Raw genomic sequence first — 24,451 nt, forward strand, 5'->3', positions numbered from 1 at the left:
CTATGTGCGCCACCAGAGTCTTGATGGGGAAATTCGGATAATGCGTTCCTTCTCGCGTACGCGGGTCGTGCTCACGACGACCGCCGTGGCGCTGGCTGCGATGGTCGCGGCCTGCAGCTCTCCGCCTCCCCCGCCCCCGCCGCCGGTCGTCCAGGCCCCGCCGCCGCCGCCGCCGATCACCCTTTCTGCCAACGTGGTCGAACGCGCCAGCGCCTTCCGGGGCTATATGGCGCGCGCCAGCCAGGTCTCGCCCACCTTCCAGAACGGCGACCAGATCCAGGCGTCGCTGAAGGTCGGCGCGGCCTATGAAACCAAGTCGCTGATGAATGGCGCGGTCGCCTACGCCGCTGTTCTGGCGCTGCAGGACCCCACCTTCGTCGCCTCGGTGCGTGAGATCGCGGCCCATCCGGCGCAGCGCCAGGAGATGGTCAACAACATCTTCTCCAACCCATCCTACGCGACCGTGTTCAAGGGCGCCGACAGCGCCGCAGGCCTGATCATCGACACCATCGGCGGTGACGGTCTGAAGCTCTTCATGGCCGGCAAGGCGGTCAAGCAGGCGGCCTATGACGTTCAGAAGTCCAGCTGGTCCAAGAGCTCGGTCGTAGACCGCGACGGTCGCCTGGCGTCCGCCAAGTCGCTGTCGACCAGCCCTGCGCTCGCCGAAAGCGCCGACGTGGCCGTGCTGCAGCAGGCGTCGACCGGCGGCCAGTCTTTGGGCCTTACCCCGCGCCCCGCCGAGGCGCCCTACTCGCCCGTGGTGATCCGGGGCCTGGCCGTCGCCGCGCTCGCAGCCCTCGGCGCCGCCGGCGACGAAAACCTGACGTCGATCGACGCCCTCAGCGTTGATCCGGCCACGAACAGCTGCCTGAACATGGCCAAGCTCAACCTCTATCAGTGCCTGGCCGTTTCGAAGCCGCACTACGAGGACATCTTCTGCCTGGGTCAGCACATCCTGATCGACACCGGCGCCTGCGTGATCAAGGCCGCCGGCGCCACCGTGCCGCCGGAGCCGCCCAAGGTCCTGCCCGTCAAGGAATCGATCGCCACCAAGGGCGCCGGCTCCAACTCGCGCAAGGCCAAGACCGCCGCCAAAAAGCCGGTCAAGAAGAGCTGATCTTCCAGCCATTCCATCACCAGGGGCCGGGCGTTGCGTCGCCCGGCCCTTTTGTGTATGTAGCGCGACCCCAAAACGACCGGGCGAGCGTGGCGATCCAGCCATAGGCGCTCTGGTCCCAGAAGAGAGCATTCGGCTCTCTAGAAAGACTGCATCATGGTTGAGATCATCCTGAACGTGGAAGTCCGCGACGGCGCCGGCACCGGCAATGCGCGCGCCACCCGTCGCGCCGGCAAGGTCCCGGGCGTCCTGTACGGCGGCGGCAAGGCTCCGGTGAACATCGCCGTGAAGGCCAACGAATTCCGCAAGTCGCTGTACACCGGCAAGCTGCTGGGCCACCTGGTGACGCTGCAGTACGGCGAAGAAAAGCAATCGGTCATCGCCAAGGCCGTGCAATTCCACCCCGTCACCGACGAGCCGGTCCACTTCGACCTATACCGCGTCGACGAGCACCAGCTGATCAAGATCGAAGTGCCGGTGCACTTCAAGAACCACGAAACCTCGGTCGGCCTGAAGAAGGGCGGCACGCTGGAAATCATCCGTCACACCGTCGAGCTGGCCTGCCCGGCCGACAAGATCCCCGAGGAACTGGTCATCGACCTGGCCGGTCACGACATCGGCGACGTCATCCGCATCTCGGAAGTGAAGCTGCCGGAAGGCGTGAAGCCGGCCATGGACCGCGACTTCGTGATCGCCAACGTCAAGGCTTCGTCGGCCGCTCAATCGGACGCCGGCGACACGACCGCTTAAGTCTCTCGGTCTTCGGATCGAAGCGCATTACAGACGGGCGGACCTTCGGGTCCGCCCGTTTTTGTTTGAACACCCGAGATCTTCGCGATGCTGATCCTCGCCGGCCTGGGCAATCCCGAGCCCAAGTACGAGAAGAACCGCCACAATGTCGGCTTCATGGCCGTGGACGCCCTGGCGCGAAAGTGGGGCACGGCGCCCTGGCGCGCGCGCTTCCAGGGCCTCGCCTGTGAGGGACAGGTCTCCACCCCGGACGGCCTAATCAAGCTGCTGCTGCTCAAGCCCAAGACCTATTACAACGAAAGCGGCCGCGCGGTGGGCGAGGCCATGAAGTTCTTCAAGCTGCAACCCGCCGACGTCATCGTCTTCCACGACGAGATCGACATGGCGCCGGGCCGCTTCCGCATGAAGTCGGGCGGCGGGGCGGCGGGCAACAACGGCATCCGCTCGGTAACCAGCCAGGTCGGCGACGCCTTCCGCCGGGGCCGTATCGGCGTGGGCCATCCGGGCCACAAGGATGCGGTCATGCACTACGTGCTGGGCGACTTTCACAAGGTCGAGCACCAGTGGCTGGACCCGATGCTGGACGCCATCGCCGACGCTTTGCCCTTCGCCGCCGTCGGCGACGACGAACGCTACCAGGCCGAGGTCATGCGCCTGGCCCCCGCGCCCAAGGCCGACCCGCGCAAGCCCGCCAAGGACGACTGACGATGTTCTCGCTGCCGCTGCCCCTGCTGGGCCTGTCGCTGCTGTTCTCGATCGCCCTTTGCGTCCACGTCGTGCGGACGCATCGCGAGATGTACTGGCTCTGGATCATCCTGCTGTTCCAGCCGGTGGGCGGCGTGGTCTATCTGGCCGCCGTGATCCTGCCCGAGCTGCTGGGCGGGCGCGCCGCCCAGCAGGTGGGCGCCGCCGCGCGCCAGGCGCTGGACCCGCAGCGCGAGTACCGCGAGGCCGCCAAGGCGGTTGAAGACGCGCCGACGGTGGCCAACCGCGTCCGCTTGGCCGTCGCCGCGACGGAGTTGGGCAAGCACGCTGAGGCCGAAGCGCTCTACGCCGAAAGCCTCGCGGGCCTCTACGCCGATGATCCGCAGCTGCTGCTGGGCCGCGCCAACGCCCTGATCGAGCTCGATCGCCCCGCCGAGGCGTTGCCGCTCCTGGAGAAGCTGGGCGAAACGCCGAACGCCGGCCGCACGCCGCACACCCTGCTGGCGCTCGGTCGCGTCTACCAGGCCCTGGGCCGCGAGGAGCAGGCCGAGACGGCGCTCAGCTGGGCGGCCGACAACTTTCCCGGCTTCGAAGGCATCGCCCGCTACACGGTGTTTCTCGCCCGCCAAGGACGGCAGGACGAGGCGCGGGAAAAGCTGGCCGAGATCGACAAGCGCCTGGCCAAGACCCACGCCCACTTCCGCAAGGAGGCCAAGGGCTGGCGCGACTTCGCGGCTGGGGCGGTCAACTGACGCTGACCGCCCCGCTGGGTGCGCTTTAAGACGCTCGCGCGCGCCTTGCGGCTTCGACCATGTTGACGATCGCCGCCTGGGTTTCCGGCCACTTTCGGGTCTTCAAGCCGCAGTCGGGATTGACCCATAGCTGCTCGCCGGCCAGCCGCTGACGAGCGGCCGCCAGCAGGGTCGTCATCTCCTCGACGGCCGGTATACGGGGCGAGTGGATGTCATAGACGCCCGGACCGATCTGGGCCGGATAGGCGTAGCCGACGAAGGCGTCCAGCAGCTCCATCTTCGACCGCGCCGTCTCGATCGAGATCACGTCGGCGTCCATCGCCCCAATGGCGGCGATGATGTCGTTGAACTCCGAGTAGCACATGTGGGTGTGGATCTGGGTCGCATCGGCTGCGCCGGACGCCGCCAGTCGGAAGCTCTCGACCGCCCAGTCCAGATAGGCGTCCCAGTCGCCGCGTCGCAGCGGCAAGCCCTCGCGTAGCGCCGCCTCATCGATCTGGATGATCGCCGCCCCGGTGGCCTCCAGGTCGACAACCTCGTCGCGAATGGCCAGGGCGATCTGCCGGCAGGCCGTCTCGCGCGGAAGGTCGTCGCGGACAAACGACCAGTTGAGGATAGTCACCGGTCCGGTCAGCATCCCCTTCATCGGTCGCCGCGTCAGCCCCTGGGCGTAGCGCCACCAGTCCACCGTCATCGGCGCCGGCCGCGAGACGTCGCCAAACAGGATCGGCGGCCGCACGCAGCGCGAACCGTAGGACTGCACCCAGCCGCTCTGGGTGAAGGCGAAGCCCGCCAGTTGCTCGCCGAAATACTGGACCATGTCGTTACGCTCGAACTCGCCATGGACCAGCACGTCGAGGCCGACCGTCTCCTGCCAGGTCACCGCGCGGGCGGTCTCCTGGCGCAGGAAGGCCTCATAGGTCGCGTCGCTGATCTGTCCCTTGGCGAAGGCCGCCCGCGCCTGGCGCACCTCGGTCGTCTGCGGGAAGGACCCGATCGTCGTCGTGGGCAGCGGCGGCAAGTTCAGTCGCGCCCGCTGAGCCTCGCGACGCCGGTCGTAGGGGGAGCGGCGGCGGGTCATGTCGGGTGTGACGGCGGCCAGGCGTTCGGCGACCTTCGGATCATGGATGCGCGGCGAGCTGGCCCGCGCGCGCGCCGCTTGCGCGCTTGCGTCCAAAGCCTCGGCGACCGAAGCGCGGCCGGTATTCAGCGCCTGGGCCAGCACCGCCAGCGCCTGGATCTTCTGGACCGCGAAGGCCAGCCACTGGCGGATCTCCGGATCCAGCGTCGTTTCCAGGTCCAGGTCGATGGGCGTGTGCAGCAGAGAGCACGACGGCGCCAGCACCACGCGGTCGCTTCCGCGTCGCGCCACCACGGGCTCCAGACGATCCAGCAGGGCCGGCAGGTCGGCGCGCCAGACATTGCGGCCGTCGATCACGCCCAGCGACAGCACCAGGCTCTCGCGGCTGGCGGACAGGGCGGCTTCCAGCTCATCGGGCGCGCGGACCAAGTCGAGGTGGACCCCCTCCACCGGCAGATTGACCGCCGTCGCCAGGTTCTCGCCATAGCCGCCGAAGTAGCTGGTCAGCATCAGACGCAAGCCGGGCGCGGCGTGGGTCAGGGCCCCATAGGCGCGGCGCAGCTCGGCGCGTTCGAAGTCCGTCAGGTCCAACGCCAGGCACGGCTCGTCGATCTGCACCCAGTCCGCCCCGGCCGCCGCCAGGCCTTGCAGCACCTGGCCGTAAACCGGCAACAGAGCCGACAGCAGCGACAGCGGCGAGAAGCCCTCGGCCTTGGTCTTGGCCAGCTTTAGGAACGTCACCGGTCCCAGCAGCACCGGACGCGTGTGGACGCCCAGCGCCTTGGCCTCGAGGAACTCGTCCACCGGCTTGCTGGACGACAGCGCGAAGGCCTGGCCCGGCGACAGCTCGGGCGCCAGGTAGTGATAGTTGGTGTCGAACCACTTGGTCATCTCCAGCGCCGGAACGCCGCCCTCGTCGGGCGCATGGCCGCAGCCCGGGCCGCACGCCTCGGCCGCCGGACGCCCCTGGTAGCCGCGCGCCATGGCGAAATAGGTCGCAAGGTCGACCGTCCCGCCCGACCAGCCGTAGGCGGCGGGGATCGCGCCGACCATCACCGCCGTGTCCAGCACGTGGTCGTAGAGCGAGAAGTCATTGCTGGGCACGTGGGCCACGCCCAGAGCGGCCTGGCGCGTCCAGGTCTTGGCCCGCAGGTCGCGCGCCGTGTCGAGCAGCGCATCCGCGTCGGTCTTCCCGGCCCAATAGGCCTCCAGGGCGAACTTTAGCTCGCGCTTGGGGCCGATGCGAGGGAAGCCCAGGGTGGCGATGGTGACGGTCATTTTGAAAAGCCTCTGCCGGTGTTGTGGCGAGGCTGATCGGGACGCGCGCGGTCGAGCGCGCACGGGCGCTTTTGTCCGGTCGCGCTGAGCAAGCGGCCAGACCGGACACCCCGCCGGAGGACGTTATCTGTCGAGGCAGGTCTCCTGGCTCACGGGTCATCGCCCCTGCCCTGGCCTTCCCGACGCATCCCCGAACCAGCTCGGCGCGTCAGTGACACGAAACGGACAGCGGCTCGCCGCTCACAGTTGCGGGGGCAGCGCCGGATTCAGGGTTTCACGCCCTCACCGACTTCCCTCTTAGCTCCGGACGCGAACGTCCGCAGACCACGACAACGGCAACAGACCACGCGCCGCCGCCGACGTCAATTTGGATATAAAGATTTCTTTATGTGATTTTCGAGAGGTGCGACACCTCAGAACCGCCCGCTCTGGAAGTCGTTGAACGCCTGCATCAGCCCCTCGCGCGTGTCCATCACGAAGGGGCCGTGCCAGAAGACCGGCTCGCCGATCGGGCGGCCGGCCAGCAGCAGGACGCGGGCGTCGGTGACGGCTTCGACGCGGACGGTGTCGCCGCGCCCGAGGAACACGCCCGACAGCGACTCGACGGTGTCGTGGGCGACGCGGACCTTGCCCTCATAGACGGCCAGCATGGCGTTGCGGTCGTCGCCGACCGGCTCCTCGAATACGGTCCCGGCCGGCAGCACGACGTCGAAATAGAGCGCGTCGACCGCACCGCCGCCGATCGGACCGGCGGTTCCAGCGTCGGTGGCGCCTGAGATCACTTTCACGGACACACCGCCGTCGCGCGCCTCGACCGGGATGCTGTCGGCCTCGAATTCCTGGTAGCCGGGCGCGGTCATCTTCAAGCTGGCGGGCAGGTTCACCCACAGTTGGAAGCCGCGCATGCGACCTTGGTCCTGCTCGGGCATCTCGGAGTGGACGATGCCCTTGCCGGCCCGCATCCACTGGATCCCGCCCGGACCGATCACGCCCTCACGGCCGGTGTTGTCCTTGTGACGCATCCGACCTTCCAGCATGTAGGTCACGGTCTCGAAGCCGCGATGCGGATGGTCGGGGAAGCCGCCCATATAGTCCGACGCCTGGTCGTTATCGAAACAGTCCAGCATCAGGAACGGGTCGAACATCTGGGCCTGCGGCGTGCCTAGCATCCGCGTCAGCCGCACGCCGGCGCCGTCCGAGGTGGGCTGACCTTTGACGATCTTCAGGACGGGTCGGACGGACATGGCGGGCTCCTGTTGCGACTTTGATATCTGATCTAGTTGCAATTAGCGCAAGACCCCGCCGTTCGCCTTTCGGCGCCATCCGTGCTAAGCGCGCGCCAACGAAATTCACGAGAGTTCCATGGCCCTGAAAGTCGCCATCGTCGGCCTGCCCAATGTCGGCAAGTCCACCCTGTTCAACGCCCTGACGCAGACCGCCTCGGCCCAGGCCGCCAACTATCCGTTCTGCACGATCGAGCCCAATACCGGCGACGTGGCCGTGCCCGAGCCGCGCCTGGACGCCCTGGCCAAGATCGCCGGCTCCAAGGAGATCATCCCGGCCCGGATCACCTTCGTCGACATCGCCGGCCTGGTGCGCGGCGCCAGCAAGGGCGAAGGCCTGGGCAACCAGTTCCTGGCCAATATCCGCGACTGCGACGCCGTCGCCTTCGTGGCGCGCTGCTTCGAGGATGACGACATCACCCACGTCGAGGGCCGTATCGACCCGCTCAGCGATCTTGAGATCATCGAGATGGAGCTGATGCTGGCCGACCTGGAGAGCCTGGAAAAGCGCCTGCCGGCCATCGAGAAGAAGGCCAAGTCAGGCGGCGACAAGGACGCGGCCAACACCCTGCGCCTGGTCAACCTGGCTTTGGCTCAGCTGCGCGAAGGTCGCCCGGCCCGCGCCGCGACCGTGGACAAGGAAGACGAGAAGGCCTGGCACATGCTGCAGCTCTTGACCTCGCTGCCGGCCCTCTATGTCTGCAACGTCGAGGAAGCCAGCGCCGACAAGGGCAACAAATATTCCGCATTGGTGGCCGAGCGCGCCGCCAAGGACAACGCCAAGAGCGTCGTCATCTCGGCCCAGATCGAGAGCGAGATCGCCATGCTGGACGCGGCCGAGCGCGCCGAGTTCCTCGAGACCCTGGGTCTGGAAGAGCCGGGCCTGAACCGCCTGATCCGCGAGGCCTACAAGCTCTTGAACCTACAGACCTACTTCACGGTCGGTCCCAAGGAAGCCCGCGCCTGGACGATCCATGTCGGCGACACCGGCCCGCAGGCGGCCGGCGTCATCCACACCGACTTTGAGAAGGGCTACATCCGCGCCGAGACGATCGCCTTCGACGACTTCGTCAAGCTGGGCGGCGAGGCCGGCGCCAAGGAGGCCGGCAAGATGCGGGCCGAAGGCAAGGAATACGTCGTCAAGGACGGCGACGTGATGCACTTCCGCTTCAACGTCTGATCTTGCGTGTCATCCCGGACGGCCCCACGGGCCGATCCGGGACCGCCGGAAACTCCACGCGTGCCGTGGTCCCGGCTCTCCGCTACGCTACGGCCGGGATGACAAGATCCAGGAGTAAGCTTGTGGCCAACACCATCACCCTGACCGCCGCGCATGATGGCTTTACGTTCACCGCCCTGCACGCCGAGCCGGAAGGGGCGCGGAAGGGCGGCGTGATCGTCATCCAGGAGATCTTCGGCCTGGATCAGTACGTCCACCAGGACGTCGCGCGGTGGGCCGCGCGCGGCTTTGAGGTGCTAGCCCCCTCGATGTTCGACCGGCAGGAGAAGGGCTTCACCGCCCTGCATGATCCCGCCGGCTTCGAGAATGGCGTCAAGCACGCCCTGGCCAACGCCCCCGATAACGCCATGGGCGACATCCAGGCCTGCGTGGACTTTCTCAAGGGCCGTGGGCCCGTGTTCGTGGTCGGCTACTGCTACGGCGGCACCATGACCTGGCTGGCGGCTTCGCGCTGCGAGGGGATCGCGGCGGGCTCCAGCTACTACGGCGGTCAGGTCGCCGGCATGGCCAAGTTCGCGCTGAAGGCGCCGGTCATCGTCCACCTGGGCCGCAAGGACCCACACATCCCCGCCGACGACGTCAAGGCGGCTGTGCAGGCCGCGCACCCCGAAGTCCCCGTCTACATCTACGAAGCCAGCGGACACGGCTTCAACAATGACGGCCGCCCCGACTCCGATCTCGCCGACGCCGAGCTGGCCCGGCAGCGGACCGTGGACTTCTTCGCCGCGCACGGGGCCAGTTAGTTGGGGGAGCGGATCGCCCTTGCGACTCGGGAGGGCGCGCCCTTCGCCGCCTACCACGCCCCGCCGCTGGAGGCCCGGCGCGGCGGCGTCGTCTTGCTGCACGCGATCTGGGGCGTGACGCCGCATCTTCGCCAATTGTCCGACAGCCTGGCCGACCAGGGCTATGAGGTCTTGGTCCCCAGCCTGATGGACGCCGCCGACGCCGCTTTTCCTGTCGAGGACACCACCCCGGCGATCCTGGAGGCGCGGATGGCCATGGGCGAGCAGACCGGCTGGGGGGTCAACACCCTGCCCCGCGTCCAGGCCTGTGTCGACGCTCTGGAAGGGCCGGTGTTCGGGATGGGCTTCTGCTATGGCGGCACGACGGCCTGGCTGGCGGCCTGCCGGTGCGAGGGCCTGACCGCCGTCTCGGCCTTCTACGGCGGCGACATCGCGGCCTATCGCGACGAGACGCCCAAGGTCCCGACCATCCTTCACTTCGGCAAGACCGATACGATGATCCCGCTCGCCGACGTCGACGCCATCGGCGAGCGGCATCCGGACCTGCCGATCTATCTCTATGACGCCGGACACGCCTTCGTCGCGCCCAACGGTCATCACCCCGACAGCGCGCGCCTTTCGCTGCTGCGCACCCTGCAACTGTTCCAACGGTCCGGCGGGACCAAGGCCGAGGCTTGAACATGATCCGTCGACTGAGCGCCTTGACCCTAGCGCTGATGCTGGTGGCGGGCCCGAGCCTGGCCCAGACCGTGGTGATCGTGCGGCACGGCGAGAAGGTTTCGCCCGATGGCGATCCGGACCTCTCGGCAGCCGGCCAGGTCCGCGCCAAGGCGCTGGCGGCCGCGCTTTCCGGGGCCAAGGTCGCGCTGGTCCTGGCCACACCGCTGAAGCGTACGCAGCAGACCGGCCAGCCGACCGCCGATGCGGCCGGCGTATCGGTCCAGACGATCGCCCTGGACGGAGGCGTAGCGGCCCACGCCCAGCGCGTCGCCAAGGCCGCCCGCGAGGCCGCCAAGGACACGACCGTCCTGATCGTCGGCCATAGCAACACGGTCGGCGAAATCGCCCGCGCTCTGGGGGACACCGCGCCAAGCCCGGTCACCGATTGCGACTACGATCAGATGACGATCATCACCTTGGGCGCCCCAGCCGCCCGCACGGTCCATGCCCGCTACGGGGCGCCGACCCAGGCCTGTCCGGCGGGCTAAGCCGGCGCTCGGCTGGATGTTGGCGCCCATCGCGCGCGCGCCAAGGCTGCGCTAGGCTGGGGTCATGCGTGCTCGCGTCGCCATCCTGCTGTCTTGCGTCGTTGCGCCCCTTAGCGCCGCGCACGCAGCGCGTGCGGGCGAAACGCGGTGCTGGTTCGAGAACGGCGCGGTGATCGCCCCCGCAGCCATCGCCGACATGGCCGGCGACTATGTGATCGATCTCTCCGCGCCGCGAACCCTGCTGCACAACACCAAGGCCCAGATGGCCGGGATCACGACCGAGACCATAACGCTTCCGGTCCAGGTCGCCGGGCTCAAGTCGCCGGCCGTGATGGTGACGGTCGCCGACCTCGATGACCGGGGGGCGGGCTTCGTCACCCCGATCGCCGGCGTCATCGGCATGGATGTCTTGGCTGGGCACAGCATCGAGATCGACTTCGCAGCCTGCAAAGTGCGTATCGACCAGCCCTGGCGCACGCGGCGACAGGTGGTTCTGCCGGTGGAAGTGATCGACGGGTTGCCGACCATCGCCGCGGCCGTCAGTGACGGCCCCACGGCGCGTAGCGGGGCCTTCGCGATCGACACGGCCTCGCGCGCCATGGCGCGGCTGTCCACGCGCGAGGGGCAGGTCGCCGGCAAGCTGGACGTCACCGCCCGCCACAAGGCGCCCGCGCGGCTTCGGGCGCTATCGATCGCGGGCGTGCTGGCTGAGAACGTTCCGGCGACGCTCGCTGAGGACCTGCCCGAGGGCGTCAGCGGAACCTTGGGAACCGCGCTGTGGGCGCGCCATCGCCTGCGTCTGTCAGCCGACGCCCGGACACTCTCGATCGCCCCCTGAACCTAGGCGAAGCGCCAAAAGAAAAGGCCCGGTGTCGCCACCGGGCCTTTCCAATCTTGGCAAGACGCTCGCCGCTTAGTGCGACTCGTTGCGCCAAACCCGCTTGTAGCTGGCGTACAGCAGACCGCTCAGCAGCAGCAGATAGATGATCACCGCAAAGCCGGTTTGCTTGCGCTCTTCCAGCTTGGGCTCGGCGGCCCACATCAGGAAGGCCGAGACGTCCTTGGCCTGCTGGTCGAGGGTCGACTTGGTGCCGTCGTCAAACGTCACCTGGCCATCCTTCAGCGGCTGGGCCATGGCGATGAAGCCGCCCGCCGGAACGCTTTCGTGCGAGCCCGACCAGTAGGCGGTCAGATCGCCGGCCATATAGGGGTTGTAGTGCTGCCCCGGACCGACCTTCAGGCCGGCCGGCGGGTTCACATAGCCGGTGAGCAGCGAGTAGACGTAGTCCGGACCGTTCGCCCGGGCCTTGGCCAGCAGCGACATGTCCGGCGGCAGGGCGCCGCCGTTGGCGCCGCGCGCGGCGATCTCGTTCGGGAACGGCGCGGGGAAGTGATCGGCGCTGGTGGCCGGGCGCTTGATCGGATCGCCGGTCTCGGAGTCGATGTCAGCGACCTCGTACTCCTTGGCGATCGCCTTGACCCACGGGTTGTCGTTCGAGTTCTTGTACTTGTCGTTATAGAACGGACCGCCCTTGTCACCCAGGTTGCGGAAGCTGACCAGCTTCATCGAGTGGCACGACGCACACACTTCCCGATAGACCTTGTAGCCGCGTTGCAGCTGGGCCTGGTCGAACTTGCCGAACGGACCTTCGAACGACCACTGGACGTCCTTGGGCGGCAGCGGGTGACCGGCGGCGAGCGCCTGGCCGGCGAAGGCCAGACCCGCGACGGCTGCGATGATGGAGAGTTTGCGCAGCATCGAGATCAGCCCTTCTTCTCGGTCAGCGCCGGCGAAGCGATCGATTCCGGCACGGGGAGCGGCTTTTCCTTCAGGCCCAGGATCGGGAGGATCACCAGGAAGAAGGCGAAGTAGTAAAGCGAGGCGGCGCGGCTGAGCCAGACGAAGCTGTTCAGGTCGGCGTCGATCAGCTGGAAGGTGGTCAGGTGCGGGATCACCTTGTCGTCGGGCAGCTTGGCGCCGCACAGACCAAGGATGCAGCACACCACGACGAAGATCATGAAATAGACCTTCGCGGTCGGACGGTAGCGCATCGAGCGCACCTTCGACGTGTCCAGCCACGGCAGAGCGAACAGGCAGCCGATCGCGCCGAACATGGCCAGCACGCCCATCAGCTTGTCCGGCACGGCGCGCAGGATCGCGTAGAACGGCAGGAAGTACCATTCCGGAACGATGTGCGCGGGCGTCACCAGCGGGTTGGCCTCGATGTAGTTGTCGGGGTGGCCCAGGGCGTTGGGCATGTAGAAGACGAAGAAGGCGAAGAGGATCAGGAAGACGCTCATCGCGAAACCGTCCTTCACCGTCGCGTACGGCGTGAAGGGAACGGTGTCGGCCTTCGACTTCGGCTCGACGCCCGTCGGGTTGTTCTGGCCCACCACGTGCAGCGCCCAGACGTGCAGGACAACGACGCCCGCGATCATGAAGGGCAGCAGGTAGTGGAGCGAGAAGAAGCGGTTCAGCGTGGCGTTATCGACCGCGAAGCCGCCCCACAGCCAGGTGGTGATGCTCTCGCCGACGATCGGCAGGGCGCCGAACAGGTTGGTGATCACGACGGCGCCGTGGAACGACATCTGACCCCAGGGCAGGACGTAGCCCATGAAGGCGGTGGCCATCATCAAGAGGTAGATCACGCAGCCCAGCAGCCACAGCACTTCACGCGGCGCCTTGTAGGAGCCGTAGTAGAGACCGCGCATCATGTGGATGTAGACGGCGATGAAGAACATCGACGCGCCGTTGGAGTGCATATAGCGGATCAGCCAGCCGTAGTTCACGTCGCGCATGATGTGCTCGACCGACGCGAAGGCGCCCGAGGCGCTCGGCGTGTAGTGCATCACCAGGATGATGCCGGTGATCAACTGCGAGGCCAGGCACAGCGACAGGATGCCGCCGAAGGTCCACCAGTAGTTCAGGTTCCGCGGCGTGGGGTAGTCGACGAACGAGTCGTAGCCCAGGCGGATAATCGGCAGACGGGCGTCGAGCCAACGCTCGAAACCGGTCTTGGGTTGGTAGGTCGAATGTCCGCTCATCTGGATTAACCGATCTTGACCTTGGTGTCGGACAGGAACTCGTACTCCGGAACCGCCAGGTTCAACGGCGCGGGACCCTTACGGATGCGGCCCGAGGTGTCGTAGTGCGAGCCGTGGCAGGGGCAGAACCAGCCGCCGAAGTCGCCACCGCCGAACGTCGGCACGCAGCCAAGGTGCGTGCACGAGCCGATCAGCACCAGCCACTGGGCCTTGCCCGGCTTCACGCGGTCGGCGTCGTTCTGCGGGTCCTTCATCGACACACTGTCGTCGGCGACCGCTTTGCTGATCTCGCCCTTGGTGCGGTTACGCACGAAGAGCGGCTTGCCGCGCCACTTCAGCGTGACCTGCTGGCCTTCCGGCACCTTGGTCAGGTCGAACTCGGTCGAGGCCATCGCCAGCGTGTCCGCCGACGGGTTCATCTGATCGATGAACGGCCAGACGAGGCTCGCCGCGCCGCCAGCAGCAGCAGCGATCGCGGCGATGTGAATGAAGTCGCGCCGGGAGGGATCACCCCCGTGTTCCGGCTCGGTCGTTGCGCCCACGGCGGTGTCGGCCACCTTAAGTCACCCTTTGGTTCCGCCAGGCCGCGGGAGCGACCGGCTTGGAGACGCGCCTTTCGGCGCCATATCTTGCTCGACCCGCAAGCGGATCTCCGCCACAAGGCAGCGGTCAAATCGTCCTATCGGACGCGCGGACGAAGTCCGCAAGTCCTTTCGATTCGTGGCAAAGCCCCTGCTGCCCTTGTGGTTGGTTCGCTTATTATGCGCATCGCACTTTTTCAACCAGGCATTCCCCAAAACGTAGGGGCCTGCATCAGACTGACTGCTTGCTTCGGCCTTGGGCTCGACGTCATCGAGCCGTGTAGTTTCCCTTTGAACGACAAGAGCTTGAAGCGCGCCGCATTGGACTATGGCCCTTTGTCGCACCTCACCCGACACGACAGTTGGGAGACATTCCTTAAGGCGCCGGAACGCGTTGACGGACGGCTATTGCTGTTCACCACCCGGGGCGCGACGCCGTTGCACCAGTTTTCGTTCGAACCCGGAGATACGCTGCTGTTCGGCAACGAGAGTCGCGGCGCGCCGGAAGAGGTTCACGCGGCCGTTCACGGTCGAATCGTCATTCCGATCCGCGCGGAGGCGCGCTCGATGAACCTGGCGACCACGGCGGCCATGGCGCTGGGCGAGGCCCTGCGCCAGACCGGCGGCTTTCCGGAATAGGGGTCAGTTGTCGCCGAAATCGACGTCGCGGCGGGCGGCCACGATGGTGACGATGAAGCCGGCCAGCACGTCGAGCAGCACCATCAAGGTGATCAGGAAGAAGGTCGAGGTCGCAAAAGCCGGGGCGAGCAGGAACTCAACCAGACACAGGATGAACAGCACCATCGACAGCGAGTGGTTGATGATCGCGATCTTGCGGCTGGTCGTCGACTTGAGGAGCTCGACGAAGAGCACGACCAGGGACGCGGCCATCAGCAGGTCGCCCAGGCTGACGGCCCAGTCGGTGCGCGAGGTCATGTGGATGGTGAACAGCGTCTCGGTCATGCGCAACGAGGCGTCCGTGGCCTTGAAGCCTCCGGTCAGCGTCAGAGCGACCAGGTTGTAGACAACGACCGGCAAGGCCAGCAGCGGAACGGCTGCGAACATCGAGCTTCCCCCTCCGGCGCCCACGATGCGTGTCGGCGCCATGGTTAAGGCCTAGCCGGAAATTCGGCCGCGGTGAAGCCGGCTCGCCTGGCCCGAGACTAGACCTCGTCGACGCCCAGCGGATTTCGGGCGCGCGACTGCAGCCACATCACCCCTAGCAGGTCAGAGACCGAGGCCTTCAGACGGCCGAAGTTGGTGTACTTCGACACGCCGCTCTCGCGATGCCGGTGATTGACCGACTGGAACGTGACCTCATAGCCCTCGCGCAGCATCAGCGCTGGGATGTAGCGGTGGATGTGGTCGAAGTACGGCAGGCGCAGGAAGGCCTCGCGTCTGAAGGCCTTCAGGCCGCAGCCGGTGTCGTTGGCGGTGTCCTTCAGGAGCCGCTTGCGAACCCCGTTGCCGAACTTCGACGCAAAGCGCTTGGCGTTGCTGTCCTGGCGCTTGACCCGCTCGCCGCCGACCAGGGCCAGGGTCTCGGGACCGGCCGCCAGGGCCTTGGCCAGGCGCGGCGCGTCGGCGGGATCGTTCTGGCCGTCGCCGTCCAGAGTGACGATGATCGGACCGCGCGCGGCCAGGATGCCACTACGCACGGCGCGGCTTTGACCCGAGTTCTTGCGATGGCCCAACACGCGAAGCTGCGGGATTTCGGCCTTCAGCGCGATCAGGCGCGCCTTGGTGTCGTCACGACTGGCGTCGTCGACGAAGATCATCTCGTAGGTCTCGCCCGCAAAGGCGGCCGCGATCTCGCGGGCCAGCTTCGGCGCGGCCTCCCCCTCGTCGAAAACCGGCACGACGACGGAATAATCGGGGGTGGAGGCGCTGGCGGCGTTCATCGCCCTCTAATACCGGAAAAATTTCCACACGAAAGGATCGTGCTAAAGCAGGCGGCATGACGCTTGAATCTCGCCTCGACGACTGGAGCCGCGGGTGGCGCGCGCCGCTGTTCGCCGCGCTGGTCGCCCTGATCGCCGGCCTGCCCGGCCTGTTCGCCATGCCGCCGCTGGACCGCGACGAATCGCGCTTCGCCCAGGCCACGTCGCAGATGATCGAGACCGGCGACTATGTGGTCATCAAGTTCCAGGACCAGCCGCGCTTCAAGAAGCCGGTCGGCATCCACTGGATGCAGGCGCTCAGCGTCAAGGCGCTGTCTGACGCCGAGGACCGTCGGATCTGGGCGTACCGTATTCCCTCGCTTCTGGGCGCCATGCTGGCGGCAGCGGCCTGCGCCTGGGGCGCGGCGGCGCTGTTCGACCCTCGCACCGGCCTGCTGGCCGGTTCCATTCTGGGCGCGACCTTCCTGCTGTCGTCCGAGGCCTTCATCGCCAAGACAGACGCGGCCCTTTGCGGCGCGACCACCCTGGCCATGGCGGCGCTGGCGCGGATCTATATGGCTCATCGCAAGGGCGAGCCCTCGAGCAAGCGGACCAAGCTCGCGTTCTGGCTGGGCCTGGCGCTGGCGGCGCTGATCAAGGGTCCCGTAGGCCTACTGGTGGCGATCTTCGCGCTCGTCGCCTTGGCGATCTGGGATCGCAAGGGCGCCTGGATCAAGGACCTAGGCTGGTCCTGGGGCCTGATCCTGTTCGCGGCGATCACCCTGCCCTGGGCGATGATGATCACCGTCGCCACCGATGGCGCCTTCTGGGGCGCGGCGGTCGGCGCGGACCTAGCCCCCAAGCTGGCCGGCGGCCAGGAAGGCCATGCCGGTCCGTTCGGCTATCACACCCTGCTTGCGCCGCTGCTGTCGTTCCCCGCGACCCTGTTGCTGCCGGCGGCCCTGGTCGTCGGCTGGACCAAGCGCGACGAACCGGGCGTACGCTTCGCTCTCTGCTGGCTGGTCCCGACCTGGCTGATGTTCGAGCTGCTGCCGACCAAGCTGGTCCACTACGAGCTTCCGGCCTATGGCGCCCTGGCCATGCTGATGGCGGCCGCCGTGCGCGCGCCGATCGGCAAGCGGTCGCGCTGGATCGGCGGCGCGCTGTCCGTGCTGATGGGCGCGGTTCTGGCGGCCGTGGCGATCTATGGCCAGACCGCGTTCGGGACGACGAGCGACCTTGCCTGGACCATCCTGGCGGCCCTGCTGGCCCTGGGCGCCGGCGTGGCGGGCGCGACGCTGCTGCTTCGCCACCACTCGGCGCGGGCGTTGGTCACAGCCGGCGCCTTGGGCGTGGCGGCCCACATCGCCCTGACCGCCGGCCTGATCCCGCGCCTGGAGCCCCTGTTCCTGTCCCCGGATCTGGCCAAGACCTTGGACAGCGCCCGCCTTTCGCCCCGCTCGGGCGCTCCGGCCCCGGTGGCCGTGACGGGCTACGCCGAGCCCAGCCTGATCTTCCAGCTGGGAACCACCACCCAGCTGACGGACGGCGCCGGCGCGGCCCAGGCGGTTGCCGAAGGCCGCACCGCCATCGTCGAGGCGCGGGAAGAGGCGCCCTTCCGCGAGGCCTTGAAGACGCTCGGCCTGACCGCGCGCCCCGCCGCCGTGGTCGAGGGCCTGAACTATTCCGACGGCGACCAGGAGCGTCTGACCGTCTATCGCGGCGAACCCATCACGCCGCAGGAGGCCCAGCCGTGAGCCGCTTCATCCAGATCGTCGAGGTCGGCCCGCGTGACGGGCTGCAGAACGAGAAGATCGTTCTGAGCGTCGCCGAAAAGCTCGACCTGATCGCCCGGCTTGAGGCCGCCGGCGCCAAGCGCACCGAGGTCGTCTCGTTCGTGAACCCAAGCCGCGTGCCGCAGATGGCGGGGGCCGAGGAGATCATGGCCGCCCTGCCCGCCGACCTTGTCCACGCGCGCATCGGCCTTGTGCTGAACATGCGCGGCTGGGAGCGGTGCGTGTCGACGGGGTGCGACGAGGCCAATGTCGTGGTCTGCGCCTCGGACGGCTTCGCCACCCGCAACCAGGGCTCGACCACGCGCCAGCAGGTCGAGACCCTGGCGGCCATCGTCGAGCGCCAGGCGAGCGAAGGCGGCCCGCCGATCACCGCCACCATCTCGGTGGCCTTCGGTTGCCCGTTCGATGGCGAGGTGTCCGAGGACCAGGTCGTCGCCATCGTTCGTGAAGCCGCCGCCCTGGGCGTGCATGAGATCGCCATCGCCGACACCATTGGGGTCGCCGATCCCTGGACGGTCCGTCAGCGGATCGAGGCCGTCCGCGCCGCCGCGCCGGGCGCTCGTCTGCGCATGCATTTCCACGACACCCGCAACACGGGGCTGGCCAACGCCTTCGCCAGCGTCGAGGCGGGCGTCGATGTTCTGGACGCCTCGGTCGGGGGGCTGGGCGGCTGTCCGTTCGCGCCGGCCGCGACGGGCAATATCGGCACCGAGGATCTCGTCTACATGCTGGAACGCGCCGGCTTCGAGACCGGTTACGATCTGGCGGCGCTGATCGAGATCGGCCGCGACATCAGCCAACGCCTGGGCAAGGCCCCCGCCTCGTCCCTGGCCCGCGCCGGAAGGTTCCCCGCATGAGACACATGGCTGTCCTGCTCGCCCTTGGCCTGTCGGCCTGCGTCGCCGCGCCGGTGGCCGACGCCGGCCCCGCCCGCTGCGACGTCACGATCCGGTTCGGCAGCTACGGCGCGGGGATCGACCACGCGCTCGCCGACAAGGTCGCCGCCGCCATCAAGGTCGACCGCGACATCGCTCGCGCCGAACGCAAGCCCTGGGGCCGCGAGGGCGAGTTCGACCAGTGCCTGACGGCCAAGCCCGGTCGCGACGCCAAGGCGATGTACGCGCGCTACCGGGCGATGCTGCCGGGCAAGAGCCTGAAGGCGCCAACCTCGATAGAGGGGCCGGACGGACTGCGGTTCGAGACGATCGCGCCGATGTAGGCGGACGTTTGCGGGCGATCTTGGGTGGGAGGCGGACCAATCCTCCCCCTAGCGGGGGAGGTGTCGGCGAAGCCGACGGAGGGGGAAAAAGCCGGCTCGGCGGTGCTTCCCCCTCCGGCCTTCGGCCTCCTCCCCCCTGGGGGGAGGATCTGTGTCTTCGGAGCCCATGTCCGCCAAGGGCCGTGAGCCGACCCTAAATCGGCCGCCCAGTCAGTTTCCACAGCAGCGGGCGGCATACGCTCATCAGCATGATGGCCGGGGCCAGCAGCACGGCGGCGGCGAAGAGCTGTAGGCTGTCGGCGCGCTTGATAAAGTAACGGGTCAGGCCCACGCCCTTGTGGAACTCGACCTTCACCGGGTGCTCCAGGCTGGTGTGGCCCAGGTGGACGACCTCGGCGTTGGGCTGGAACAGCACCTGGCCACCGGCCCGGCGGGCCCGCCAGCACAGGTCGATGTCCTCGACGTGCAGGAAATAGCCTTCATCGAAGCCGTTCAGGGTCTCGAAGTCCGCGCGGCGCATGGCGAAGCAGGCGCCGGAAATGGTCGGCATTGGCGCCGGCCCCTGCGGCAGCGGCTCATTTTCCCGATGGATCTCGAACGCCGCCAGCTTGGGATAGCGGCGCGTCAGCTGACCAAAGCTCAGCACGGTGCTGATCGGCGTGACCTCGCCCCGCCGTCCGCCGCGCTGCTCGCTGCCATCGGCGTTGAGCACACGCGCGCCCACGATCGTGGGAACCGCCTGGCCCTTGAAGGCGGTGACCAGCGACGCCACGCAGCCGGGCTGCAGATTGGCGTCGGGATTGAGGAAGACGATGTATTCGCCGCCGGCCGTCACCGCGCCCAGATTGGCGCCGCGTGCGAAACCGACATTGCCGTGGCCCTGCTTGAGCACGACGCGCGGCTCGGTCAGGGCCAGGGAGCGCAGCATGTCCTCGTCGCGCGAGGACGAGCCGTTATCGACGATGATGAACTCATCGACCAGCGGCTCGGCCAGCACATGGCGGATGCTTTCGACCAGCGCCTCTCCCGTCCGATAGACGACCATGACGACGGACACGTTCGGACGAGCCGGACGCGCACCAACGGCAAGGGTCGAGACGGACGGGAGGATGCTGTTCATCAGGCGGTCACGGCCTCCTGGACGGCCAGAGCGCGCGCGAGGTCGGGCGGCGTGGCGTTGGACTTCAGCACGCGAAGCGCTTCTTCAAGCGACAAGACGCTCTGACCTTCGCCGCCAAGGCGACGAAGGGCCAAATGCCCCGTTTCAGCTTCTTTACGTCCCACCACCGCGATCACTGGCACCTTAGCGAGGCTGTGCTCGCGGATCTTATAGTTGATCTTCTCGTTTCGCAGGTCCAGCTCCGCACGCATACCCAGTTTCGTCAATTTCTCGACGACCTCACGGGCATAGTCATCGGCGTCCGAGGTAATCGTAGCCACCACCACTTGAGTCGGCGCCAGCCACACGGGCAGAGCGCCCGCGAAGTTTTCCAGAAGAATGCCGATAAAACGCTCGAAGGATCCCAGAATCGCACGGTGAAGCATCACAGGACGCTTCTTCGAACCATCCTCGGAAACGTACTCAGCGTCCAATCGTTCCGGAAGCACGAAATCGAGTTGCAGCGTGCCGCACTGCCAGACGCGGCCGATGGCGTCTTTCAGCGAGAACTCGAGCTTGGGACCATAGAAGGCGCCTTCGCCCGGCTGCAGGGTCAGGGTTTCGCCTGCGGCCTCGGCCGCGGCGGCCAGAGCGGCCTCGGCCTTGTCCCAGGTCTCATCCGTGCCGGCGCGCAGCTCGGGGCGCGTCGAGAACTTGGTGTCCGCCAGCGTCATGCCAAGGTCGCTATAGACCGAGCGCAACAGTTCGATGAACCGGGCGCTTTCTTCGGTGACCTGCTCTTCGCGGCAGAAGATGTGGGCGTCGTCCTGGGTGAAGGCGCGCACACGCATGATGCCGTGCATGGCGCCCGAGGGCTCATAGCGGTGGCAGGCGCCGAACTCGGCCATGCGCAGAGGCAGCTCGCGATAGGACTTCTGGCCGACATTGAAGATCTGGATGTGGCCGGGACAGTTCATCGGCTTGACCGCCAGGACCTCGCCCTCGGCGCTTTCGCACATGAACATGGCGTGGCCGAACTTCTCGGCGTGGCCCGACTTTTCCCACAGGCTGCGATCCAGGATCTGCGGGGTCTTCACTTCCTTGTAGCCGGCCGCGTCGAGGCGACGGCGCATGTAGTCCTCGAGCACACGATAAAGGGCCCAGCCCTTGGCGTGCCAGAACACCATGCCCTTGCCCTCTTCCTGGATGTGGAAGAGGTCCATGGTCTTGCCCAGCTTGCGGTGATCGCGCTTCTCGGCTTCCTCGATGCGCTTGAGGTGCGCTTCGAGATCGGCGTCGGAGGCCCAGGCCGTGCCGTAGATGCGCTGCAGCTGAGCGTTGTTCTGATCGCCACGCCAATAGGCGCCGGCCAGCTTGGTCAGCTTGAAGGCCTTGCCGACATGTTTGGTCGACGGCAGGTGGGGACCCCGGCAGAGATCCTTCCAGGCGCCCTGGCGATAGACCGTGATCGTATCGGTGTCCGGCAGGTCACGGATGATCTGCGCCTTGTACTGCTCACCGATGCCGTCGAAGTGGGCGATGGCCTCGTTGCGGTCCCAGACTTCGCGCGTGATCTTCTCGTCGCGGTCGACGATCTCCTTCATGCGCTTTTCGATCTTTTCCAGATCGTCCAGGCTGAACGGCTCGTCGCGCGCAAAGTCGTAGTAGAAGCCGTCCTCGACGTTCGGGCCGATGGTGACCTGGGTGCCGGGGAACAGCTCCTGCACGGCCTCGGCCAGGACGTGGGCGGTGTCGTGGCGGATGGTGTCCAGCGCCTCGGGCGCCTCGCGCGTCAGGATCTCGAACTTGCGCTCGCCCGTCAGCAGATCGGGCGTCAGCGCACGATCCAGGTCCAGGACCTGACCATCCAGCTTGATCAGCAGAGCCTTCTTCTCCAGCGACTTGGAGATGGCGGCGGCGACGTCGCGCCCCGTCGAGCCGTCAGGGTACTGACGCGACGAGCCGTCGGGGAAAACCAGATCGATCATTCTTCACATTTCCACTTGCGTGGCTGGTGTCGCGGCGGCGGCGGGTCGTAGCCCGATCCACCAAACGGATTGCAGCGGCAAATCCGTCGCAACCCCAGCCAGGAGCCCTTGAGCGGGCCATGATCCTTGAGGGCGGCGGCCGTGTACTCCGAGCAGCTCGGCGTAAAGCGGCACTGACGCCCGATGAGAGGCGAGAGCGTCAACTTGTAGGCCCTAAGGCCCAAATCGACGGTGCGTTCGTAGAAGGTCATGCCGGCGTGCGAATTGTTGCGATGCGGTTACACACCCCGAAGGGGGTCGCGATCAAGACGCGCCGGCGGTGCTAGTTCGCGTTTCGCCGACGCCTGTGGCCTTACGGACAGCCTCGACCGTCGCTTCGAACGCCAACAGCGTCGAGGCGTGACGAGCGGGATAGTCCTTGACCGGCTCCAGCACGGCGAGCTCCGCAAACCGACCCGCAGGAGGCGAGCCGTTCGCCTTCAGCATAGCGGCAAGCGAGTCGCGCGCCAACTCGATGTCGGAAAGTTCCGCGCCGATCACGTTCGCCCCCAGGATCGCGGCGGCGGCCTGTCCCAAGGCGCAGGCCGAAACGTCCTGAGCATAGTCGACGACCTTGCCATCCTTGACCACGACATCGACGGTGATCCGACTGCCGCACAGCTTGGCGGTCTTCTCGGCGCTGGCGTCGGGCGCGGCCAAGCGGCCGGCGCGCGGCATGTTGGCCACGAGTCCCAGGATCTTGGCGCTGTAGAGGTTGTCGATCATGGGCGCCTAAACGGTGCTCTTCGACCGCTCGGACCAGATCGCCTCAGCGCGGTCACGAACAGCCTCGCCCATCTGCGTGAACGCCGCCTTTAGCTGGCGGCGCTCGTCGCGGCTGACGAAACGCAGCAGCAGGCCCATGAACAGCTCGCCGTTCGAGAAGGTCGCGCTGGCGGGGCCCATGCTCTCGATCTCCAGATAGCGGATCGCGGTCACGAAACCGCCCAGCCGGCTCGAACGCCAGTGCAGCTGTTCGTAAGGCACCCAGTCCTGGACGACCGGCTGAATGACGGTGGGCGCCTGACCGGGCAGATGCTGCTCCAGCACTAGGGTCGAGCCCACCTTCATCACCCCCTCGGCCTTGCGATAGAGCGGGTTCCACTGCGCCCAGCCTTCGAAGTCCGAGACGACCTCCCAGACGACCTCGGCCGGCGCTTGGACCCCGATACGATGCTCGACGGCGCGTTGCATGGTCAGTCCTTCATCCGCCAGGTCGCGCCCGAGGGGCCGTCCATGACCACCACGCCCAGGGCGTCCAGCTCGGCGCGGATGGCGTCGGCGGCGGGCCAATCCTTCGCGGCGCGCGCGGCGATGCGCTTTTCGAGCAGCGCCTCGACCTGGGCCTTCAGCTCATCCGAGGCGTCGCCCTCGAACCAGGCGTCCGGATCGGCCTGCAGGAAGCCCAGCAGGGCGCCGGCCTCCAGCAGGCGGGCCTTGTTGGCGGCGATAGCCACCGTGTCGCCGGCGGTGACGGCCTTTTCGATCAGGCTCGACACCTCGAAGAAGGCCGAGGTCGCCAGCGGCGTATTGAGGTCGTCCATCAGGGCGGCGATCACCTCGGCCGGAGCCTCCATGGCCTGGTCCATGGGCACGTCCTTGGCGCGGCGCAGGGCGCCGTACAGGCGGTCCAGCGACTTCTTGCTCTGCTCCAGCAGCTCGGGCGTCCAGTCCAGCGGCTGGCGGTAGTGCGCCGACAGCAGCGCCCAGCGGATCACCTCGCCCGGCGTCGTCTCCAGCAGTTCGTGCGGGATGACGACATTGCCCAGGCTCTTGGACATCTTCTCCCCGCTCATGTCGAGGAAGCCGTTGTGCATCCAATAGTTGGCCAGCACGGACGAGCCGTGGGCGCAGCGGCTCTGGGCCACCTCGTTCTCGTGGTGCGGGAAGGTCAGGTCGATGCCGCCGGCGTGGATGTCGATGTTCTGGCCCAGCGCCTTGTCGATCATGGCCGAGCACTCGATGTGCCAGCCCGGCCGGCCCGCGCCCCAGGGGCTGTCCCACTCAGGCTCGTTTTCCTTCGAGGGCTTCCACAGCACGAAGTCGGCCGGGTGGCGCTTATAGGGTGCGACCTCGACGCGGGCGCCGGCGATCATCTCGTCCAGCGGACGGCCCGAAAGCTGGCCGTAGTCGGCGAAGCTCTGGGTGTCGAACAGCACGTGGCCCTCGGCGGCGTAGGCGCTGCCGTTCTCGACCAGCTTGCCGATCATCTCGAGGATGGCGCCGATGTGCTCGGTGGCCTTGGGCTCGAGGTCCGGCCGCAGCGCGCCCAGGGCGTCGGCGTCCTGGTGGTAGGCCGCCAGATAGCGGTCGGTGATCACGCTGATCGGCACGCCCTCGTCGGCGGCCTTCTTGTTGATCTTGTCGTCCACGTCCGTGACGTTGCGCGCATAGACCACGGCGTCCTCGCCATAAATATGGCGCAGCACGCGATAGAGCACGTCGAACACCACCACCGGCCGGAAGTTGCCGATATGGGCGTAGTTGTAGACCGTCGGACCGCAGACATACATCGTCACCCGCTTGGGATCGGCGGGAACGAAGTCGCGCTTTTCGCGCGTCAGGGTGTCGTGGATCTTCAGGGTCATGACTCTGGGTTCTGACGTAGCGGAAGGGTGTTGCCCACCCCAGGAACGGCCCCATATAG

At 67.2% G+C, this 24,451-nt stretch carries 26 protein-coding genes, 1 pseudogene and 1 riboswitch; of the genes and pseudogenes, 13 read left to right on the forward strand and 14 right to left on the reverse strand.

Translation table 11 applies throughout. The features are described from left to right. Window positions 1-40 precede the first annotated feature (40 nt). The 4 genes from CA606_RS17245 (at window position 41) to CA606_RS17260 (ending at window position 3,324) form a co-directional block, all read left to right on the forward strand. Window positions 41-1,117 (forward strand): hypothetical protein, encoded by a 1,077-nt coding sequence (locus CA606_RS17245; protein WP_096053412.1) that lies wholly within the window; start codon window positions 41-43, stop codon window positions 1,115-1,117. A 156-nt stretch (window positions 1,118-1,273) separates the two neighbouring features. Then, window positions 1,274-1,867, forward strand: coding sequence for a 50S ribosomal protein L25/general stress protein Ctc (locus tag CA606_RS17250; protein WP_096053411.1), 594 nt, complete (start codon window positions 1,274-1,276; stop codon window positions 1,865-1,867). Window positions 1,868-1,954: 87 nt separating this feature from the next. Next, window positions 1,955-2,572 carry an aminoacyl-tRNA hydrolase gene (pth, locus tag CA606_RS17255; RefSeq protein WP_096053410.1) on the forward strand — a complete coding sequence of 206 codons (618 nt, stop codon included), beginning with the start codon at window positions 1,955-1,957 and terminating at the stop codon, window positions 2,570-2,572. A gap of 2 nt (window positions 2,573-2,574) precedes the next feature. Beyond that, window positions 2,575-3,324, forward strand: coding sequence for a tetratricopeptide repeat protein (locus tag CA606_RS17260; protein ID WP_096053409.1), 750 nt, complete (start codon window positions 2,575-2,577; stop codon window positions 3,322-3,324). A 25-nt stretch (window positions 3,325-3,349) separates the two neighbouring features. On the opposite strand, the gene metE is transcribed toward CA606_RS17260, so the two are convergent. Both metE and CA606_RS17270 read right to left on the reverse strand, forming a co-directional pair. Continuing rightward, window positions 3,350-5,683: a 5-methyltetrahydropteroyltriglutamate--homocysteine S-methyltransferase gene (gene metE, locus CA606_RS17265; protein WP_096053408.1), complete on the reverse strand. Its 2,334-nt coding sequence runs from the start codon at window positions 5,681-5,683 to the stop codon at window positions 3,350-3,352. 117 nt (window positions 5,684-5,800) lie between these two features. Further along, window positions 5,801-6,027: riboswitch (cobalamin riboswitch) on the reverse strand. Window positions 6,028-6,096: 69 nt separating this feature from the next. Beyond that, a complete protein-coding gene (locus tag CA606_RS17270) occupies window positions 6,097-6,927 on the reverse strand; it encodes a pirin family protein (RefSeq protein WP_096053407.1) in 831 nt (276 codons plus the stop codon). A gap of 118 nt (window positions 6,928-7,045) precedes the next feature. Here CA606_RS17270 and ychF point away from each other — a divergent pair, with 118 nt between their 5' ends. The 5 genes from ychF to CA606_RS17295 all read left to right on the forward strand — a co-directional run bounded on the left by ychF (window position 7,046) and on the right by CA606_RS17295 (window position 10,995). Then, the gene (gene ychF / locus CA606_RS17275) at window positions 7,046-8,146 is read left to right on the forward strand and encodes a redox-regulated ATPase YchF (RefSeq protein ID WP_096053406.1); all 1,101 of its coding nucleotides are present in this window, start codon (window positions 7,046-7,048) and stop codon (window positions 8,144-8,146) included. 122 nt (window positions 8,147-8,268) lie between these two features. Beyond that, on the forward strand, window positions 8,269-8,949 hold the full coding sequence (locus CA606_RS17280; protein WP_096053405.1) for a dienelactone hydrolase family protein: 681 nt from the start codon (window positions 8,269-8,271) through the stop codon (window positions 8,947-8,949). Beyond that, window positions 8,950-9,627, forward strand: a complete 678-nt coding sequence (locus CA606_RS17285; protein WP_096053404.1) for a dienelactone hydrolase family protein — start codon at window positions 8,950-8,952, stop codon at window positions 9,625-9,627. Then, entirely contained in the window at window positions 9,624-10,157 is a 534-nt protein-coding gene (locus CA606_RS17290) for a SixA phosphatase family protein (RefSeq protein WP_096053403.1), read from the forward strand. The genes CA606_RS17285 and CA606_RS17290 overlap by 4 nt, the downstream gene beginning before the upstream one ends. A gap of 64 nt (window positions 10,158-10,221) precedes the next feature. Further along, window positions 10,222-10,995, forward strand: a complete 774-nt coding sequence (locus tag CA606_RS17295) for a hypothetical protein (RefSeq protein WP_181242670.1) — start codon at window positions 10,222-10,224, stop codon at window positions 10,993-10,995. A gap of 75 nt (window positions 10,996-11,070) precedes the next feature. On the opposite strand, the gene CA606_RS17300 is transcribed toward CA606_RS17295, so the two are convergent. Genes CA606_RS17300 through petA form a run of 3 tightly spaced genes read right to left on the reverse strand, consistent with a single transcriptional unit; the run spans window position 11,071 to window position 13,759 of the window. Then, the gene (locus tag CA606_RS17300; protein WP_096053402.1) at window positions 11,071-11,916 is read right to left on the reverse strand and encodes a cytochrome c1; all 846 of its coding nucleotides are present in this window, start codon (window positions 11,914-11,916) and stop codon (window positions 11,071-11,073) included. A gap of 5 nt (window positions 11,917-11,921) precedes the next feature. Next, window positions 11,922-13,202: a cytochrome b gene (locus CA606_RS17305; RefSeq protein ID WP_096053401.1), complete on the reverse strand. Its 1,281-nt coding sequence runs from the start codon at window positions 13,200-13,202 to the stop codon at window positions 11,922-11,924. A 5-nt stretch (window positions 13,203-13,207) separates the two neighbouring features. Continuing rightward, window positions 13,208-13,759: a ubiquinol-cytochrome c reductase iron-sulfur subunit gene (gene petA, locus CA606_RS17310; RefSeq protein ID WP_096053400.1), complete on the reverse strand. Its 552-nt coding sequence runs from the start codon at window positions 13,757-13,759 to the stop codon at window positions 13,208-13,210. A gap of 204 nt (window positions 13,760-13,963) precedes the next feature. Between petA and CA606_RS17315 the strand changes: the two genes are divergently transcribed. After that, entirely contained in the window at window positions 13,964-14,422 is a 459-nt protein-coding gene (locus CA606_RS17315) for a tRNA (cytidine(34)-2'-O)-methyltransferase (RefSeq protein WP_096053399.1), read from the forward strand. Window positions 14,423-14,425: 3 nt separating this feature from the next. Here CA606_RS17315 and CA606_RS17320 read toward each other — a convergent pair whose 3' ends face one another. Beyond that, window positions 14,426-14,848, reverse strand: coding sequence for a hypothetical protein (locus CA606_RS17320; RefSeq protein ID WP_181242671.1), 423 nt, complete (start codon window positions 14,846-14,848; stop codon window positions 14,426-14,428). 98 nt (window positions 14,849-14,946) lie between these two features. Next, on the reverse strand, window positions 14,947-15,684 hold the full coding sequence (locus CA606_RS17325) for a glycosyltransferase family 2 protein (RefSeq protein ID WP_096053397.1): 738 nt from the start codon (window positions 15,682-15,684) through the stop codon (window positions 14,947-14,949). 56 nt (window positions 15,685-15,740) lie between these two features. Between CA606_RS17325 and CA606_RS17330 the strand changes: the two genes are divergently transcribed. Genes CA606_RS17330 through CA606_RS17340 form a run of 3 tightly spaced genes read left to right on the forward strand, consistent with a single transcriptional unit; the run spans window position 15,741 to window position 18,678 of the window. Next, a complete protein-coding gene (locus tag CA606_RS17330) occupies window positions 15,741-17,420 on the forward strand; it encodes an ArnT family glycosyltransferase (RefSeq protein WP_096053396.1) in 1,680 nt (559 codons plus the stop codon). Beyond that, window positions 17,417-18,316, forward strand: a complete 900-nt coding sequence (locus CA606_RS17335) for a hydroxymethylglutaryl-CoA lyase (RefSeq protein WP_181242672.1) — start codon at window positions 17,417-17,419, stop codon at window positions 18,314-18,316. Before CA606_RS17330 ends, CA606_RS17335 begins: the two co-directional genes overlap by 4 nt. Continuing rightward, window positions 18,313-18,678, forward strand: a complete 366-nt coding sequence (locus CA606_RS17340; RefSeq protein WP_096053395.1) for a hypothetical protein — start codon at window positions 18,313-18,315, stop codon at window positions 18,676-18,678. Before CA606_RS17335 ends, CA606_RS17340 begins: the two co-directional genes overlap by 4 nt. 25 nt (window positions 18,679-18,703) lie before the next feature. Here the strand turns inward: CA606_RS17340 and CA606_RS20355 are convergent. The 7 genes and pseudogenes from CA606_RS20355 to cysS form a co-directional block, all read right to left on the reverse strand. Then, a pseudogene (locus CA606_RS20355) lies at window positions 18,704-18,828 on the reverse strand (hypothetical protein); the annotation flags it as partial. A 43-nt stretch (window positions 18,829-18,871) separates the two neighbouring features. Then, complete coding sequence (locus CA606_RS17345; protein WP_096053394.1) at window positions 18,872-19,798, reverse strand: glycosyltransferase family 2 protein; 927 nt, start codon at window positions 19,796-19,798, stop codon at window positions 18,872-18,874. Continuing rightward, window positions 19,798-21,765 (reverse strand): threonine--tRNA ligase, encoded by a 1,968-nt coding sequence (thrS, locus tag CA606_RS17350; RefSeq protein WP_096053393.1) that lies wholly within the window; start codon window positions 21,763-21,765, stop codon window positions 19,798-19,800. Before thrS ends, CA606_RS17345 begins: the two co-directional genes overlap by 1 nt. After that, window positions 21,762-22,016 carry a membrane protein insertion efficiency factor YidD gene (yidD, locus tag CA606_RS17355; protein WP_010918351.1) on the reverse strand — a complete coding sequence of 85 codons (255 nt, stop codon included), beginning with the start codon at window positions 22,014-22,016 and terminating at the stop codon, window positions 21,762-21,764. The genes thrS and yidD overlap by 4 nt, the downstream gene beginning before the upstream one ends. 52 nt (window positions 22,017-22,068) lie before the next feature. After that, the gene (locus CA606_RS17360) at window positions 22,069-22,530 is read right to left on the reverse strand and encodes an iron-sulfur cluster assembly scaffold protein (RefSeq protein ID WP_096053392.1); all 462 of its coding nucleotides are present in this window, start codon (window positions 22,528-22,530) and stop codon (window positions 22,069-22,071) included. A 6-nt stretch (window positions 22,531-22,536) separates the two neighbouring features. Then, on the reverse strand, window positions 22,537-22,998 hold the full coding sequence (locus tag CA606_RS17365; protein ID WP_096053391.1) for an SRPBCC domain-containing protein: 462 nt from the start codon (window positions 22,996-22,998) through the stop codon (window positions 22,537-22,539). A 2-nt stretch (window positions 22,999-23,000) separates the two neighbouring features. Next, entirely contained in the window at window positions 23,001-24,392 is a 1,392-nt protein-coding gene (cysS, locus tag CA606_RS17370) for a cysteine--tRNA ligase (protein ID WP_096053390.1), read from the reverse strand. Window positions 24,393-24,451 lie beyond the last annotated feature (59 nt).

The sequence above is a fragment of the Caulobacter vibrioides genome (assembly GCF_002310375.3).
In the GTDB taxonomy this organism is placed as follows: Bacteria; Pseudomonadota; Alphaproteobacteria; order Caulobacterales; family Caulobacteraceae; genus Caulobacter; species Caulobacter vibrioides_D.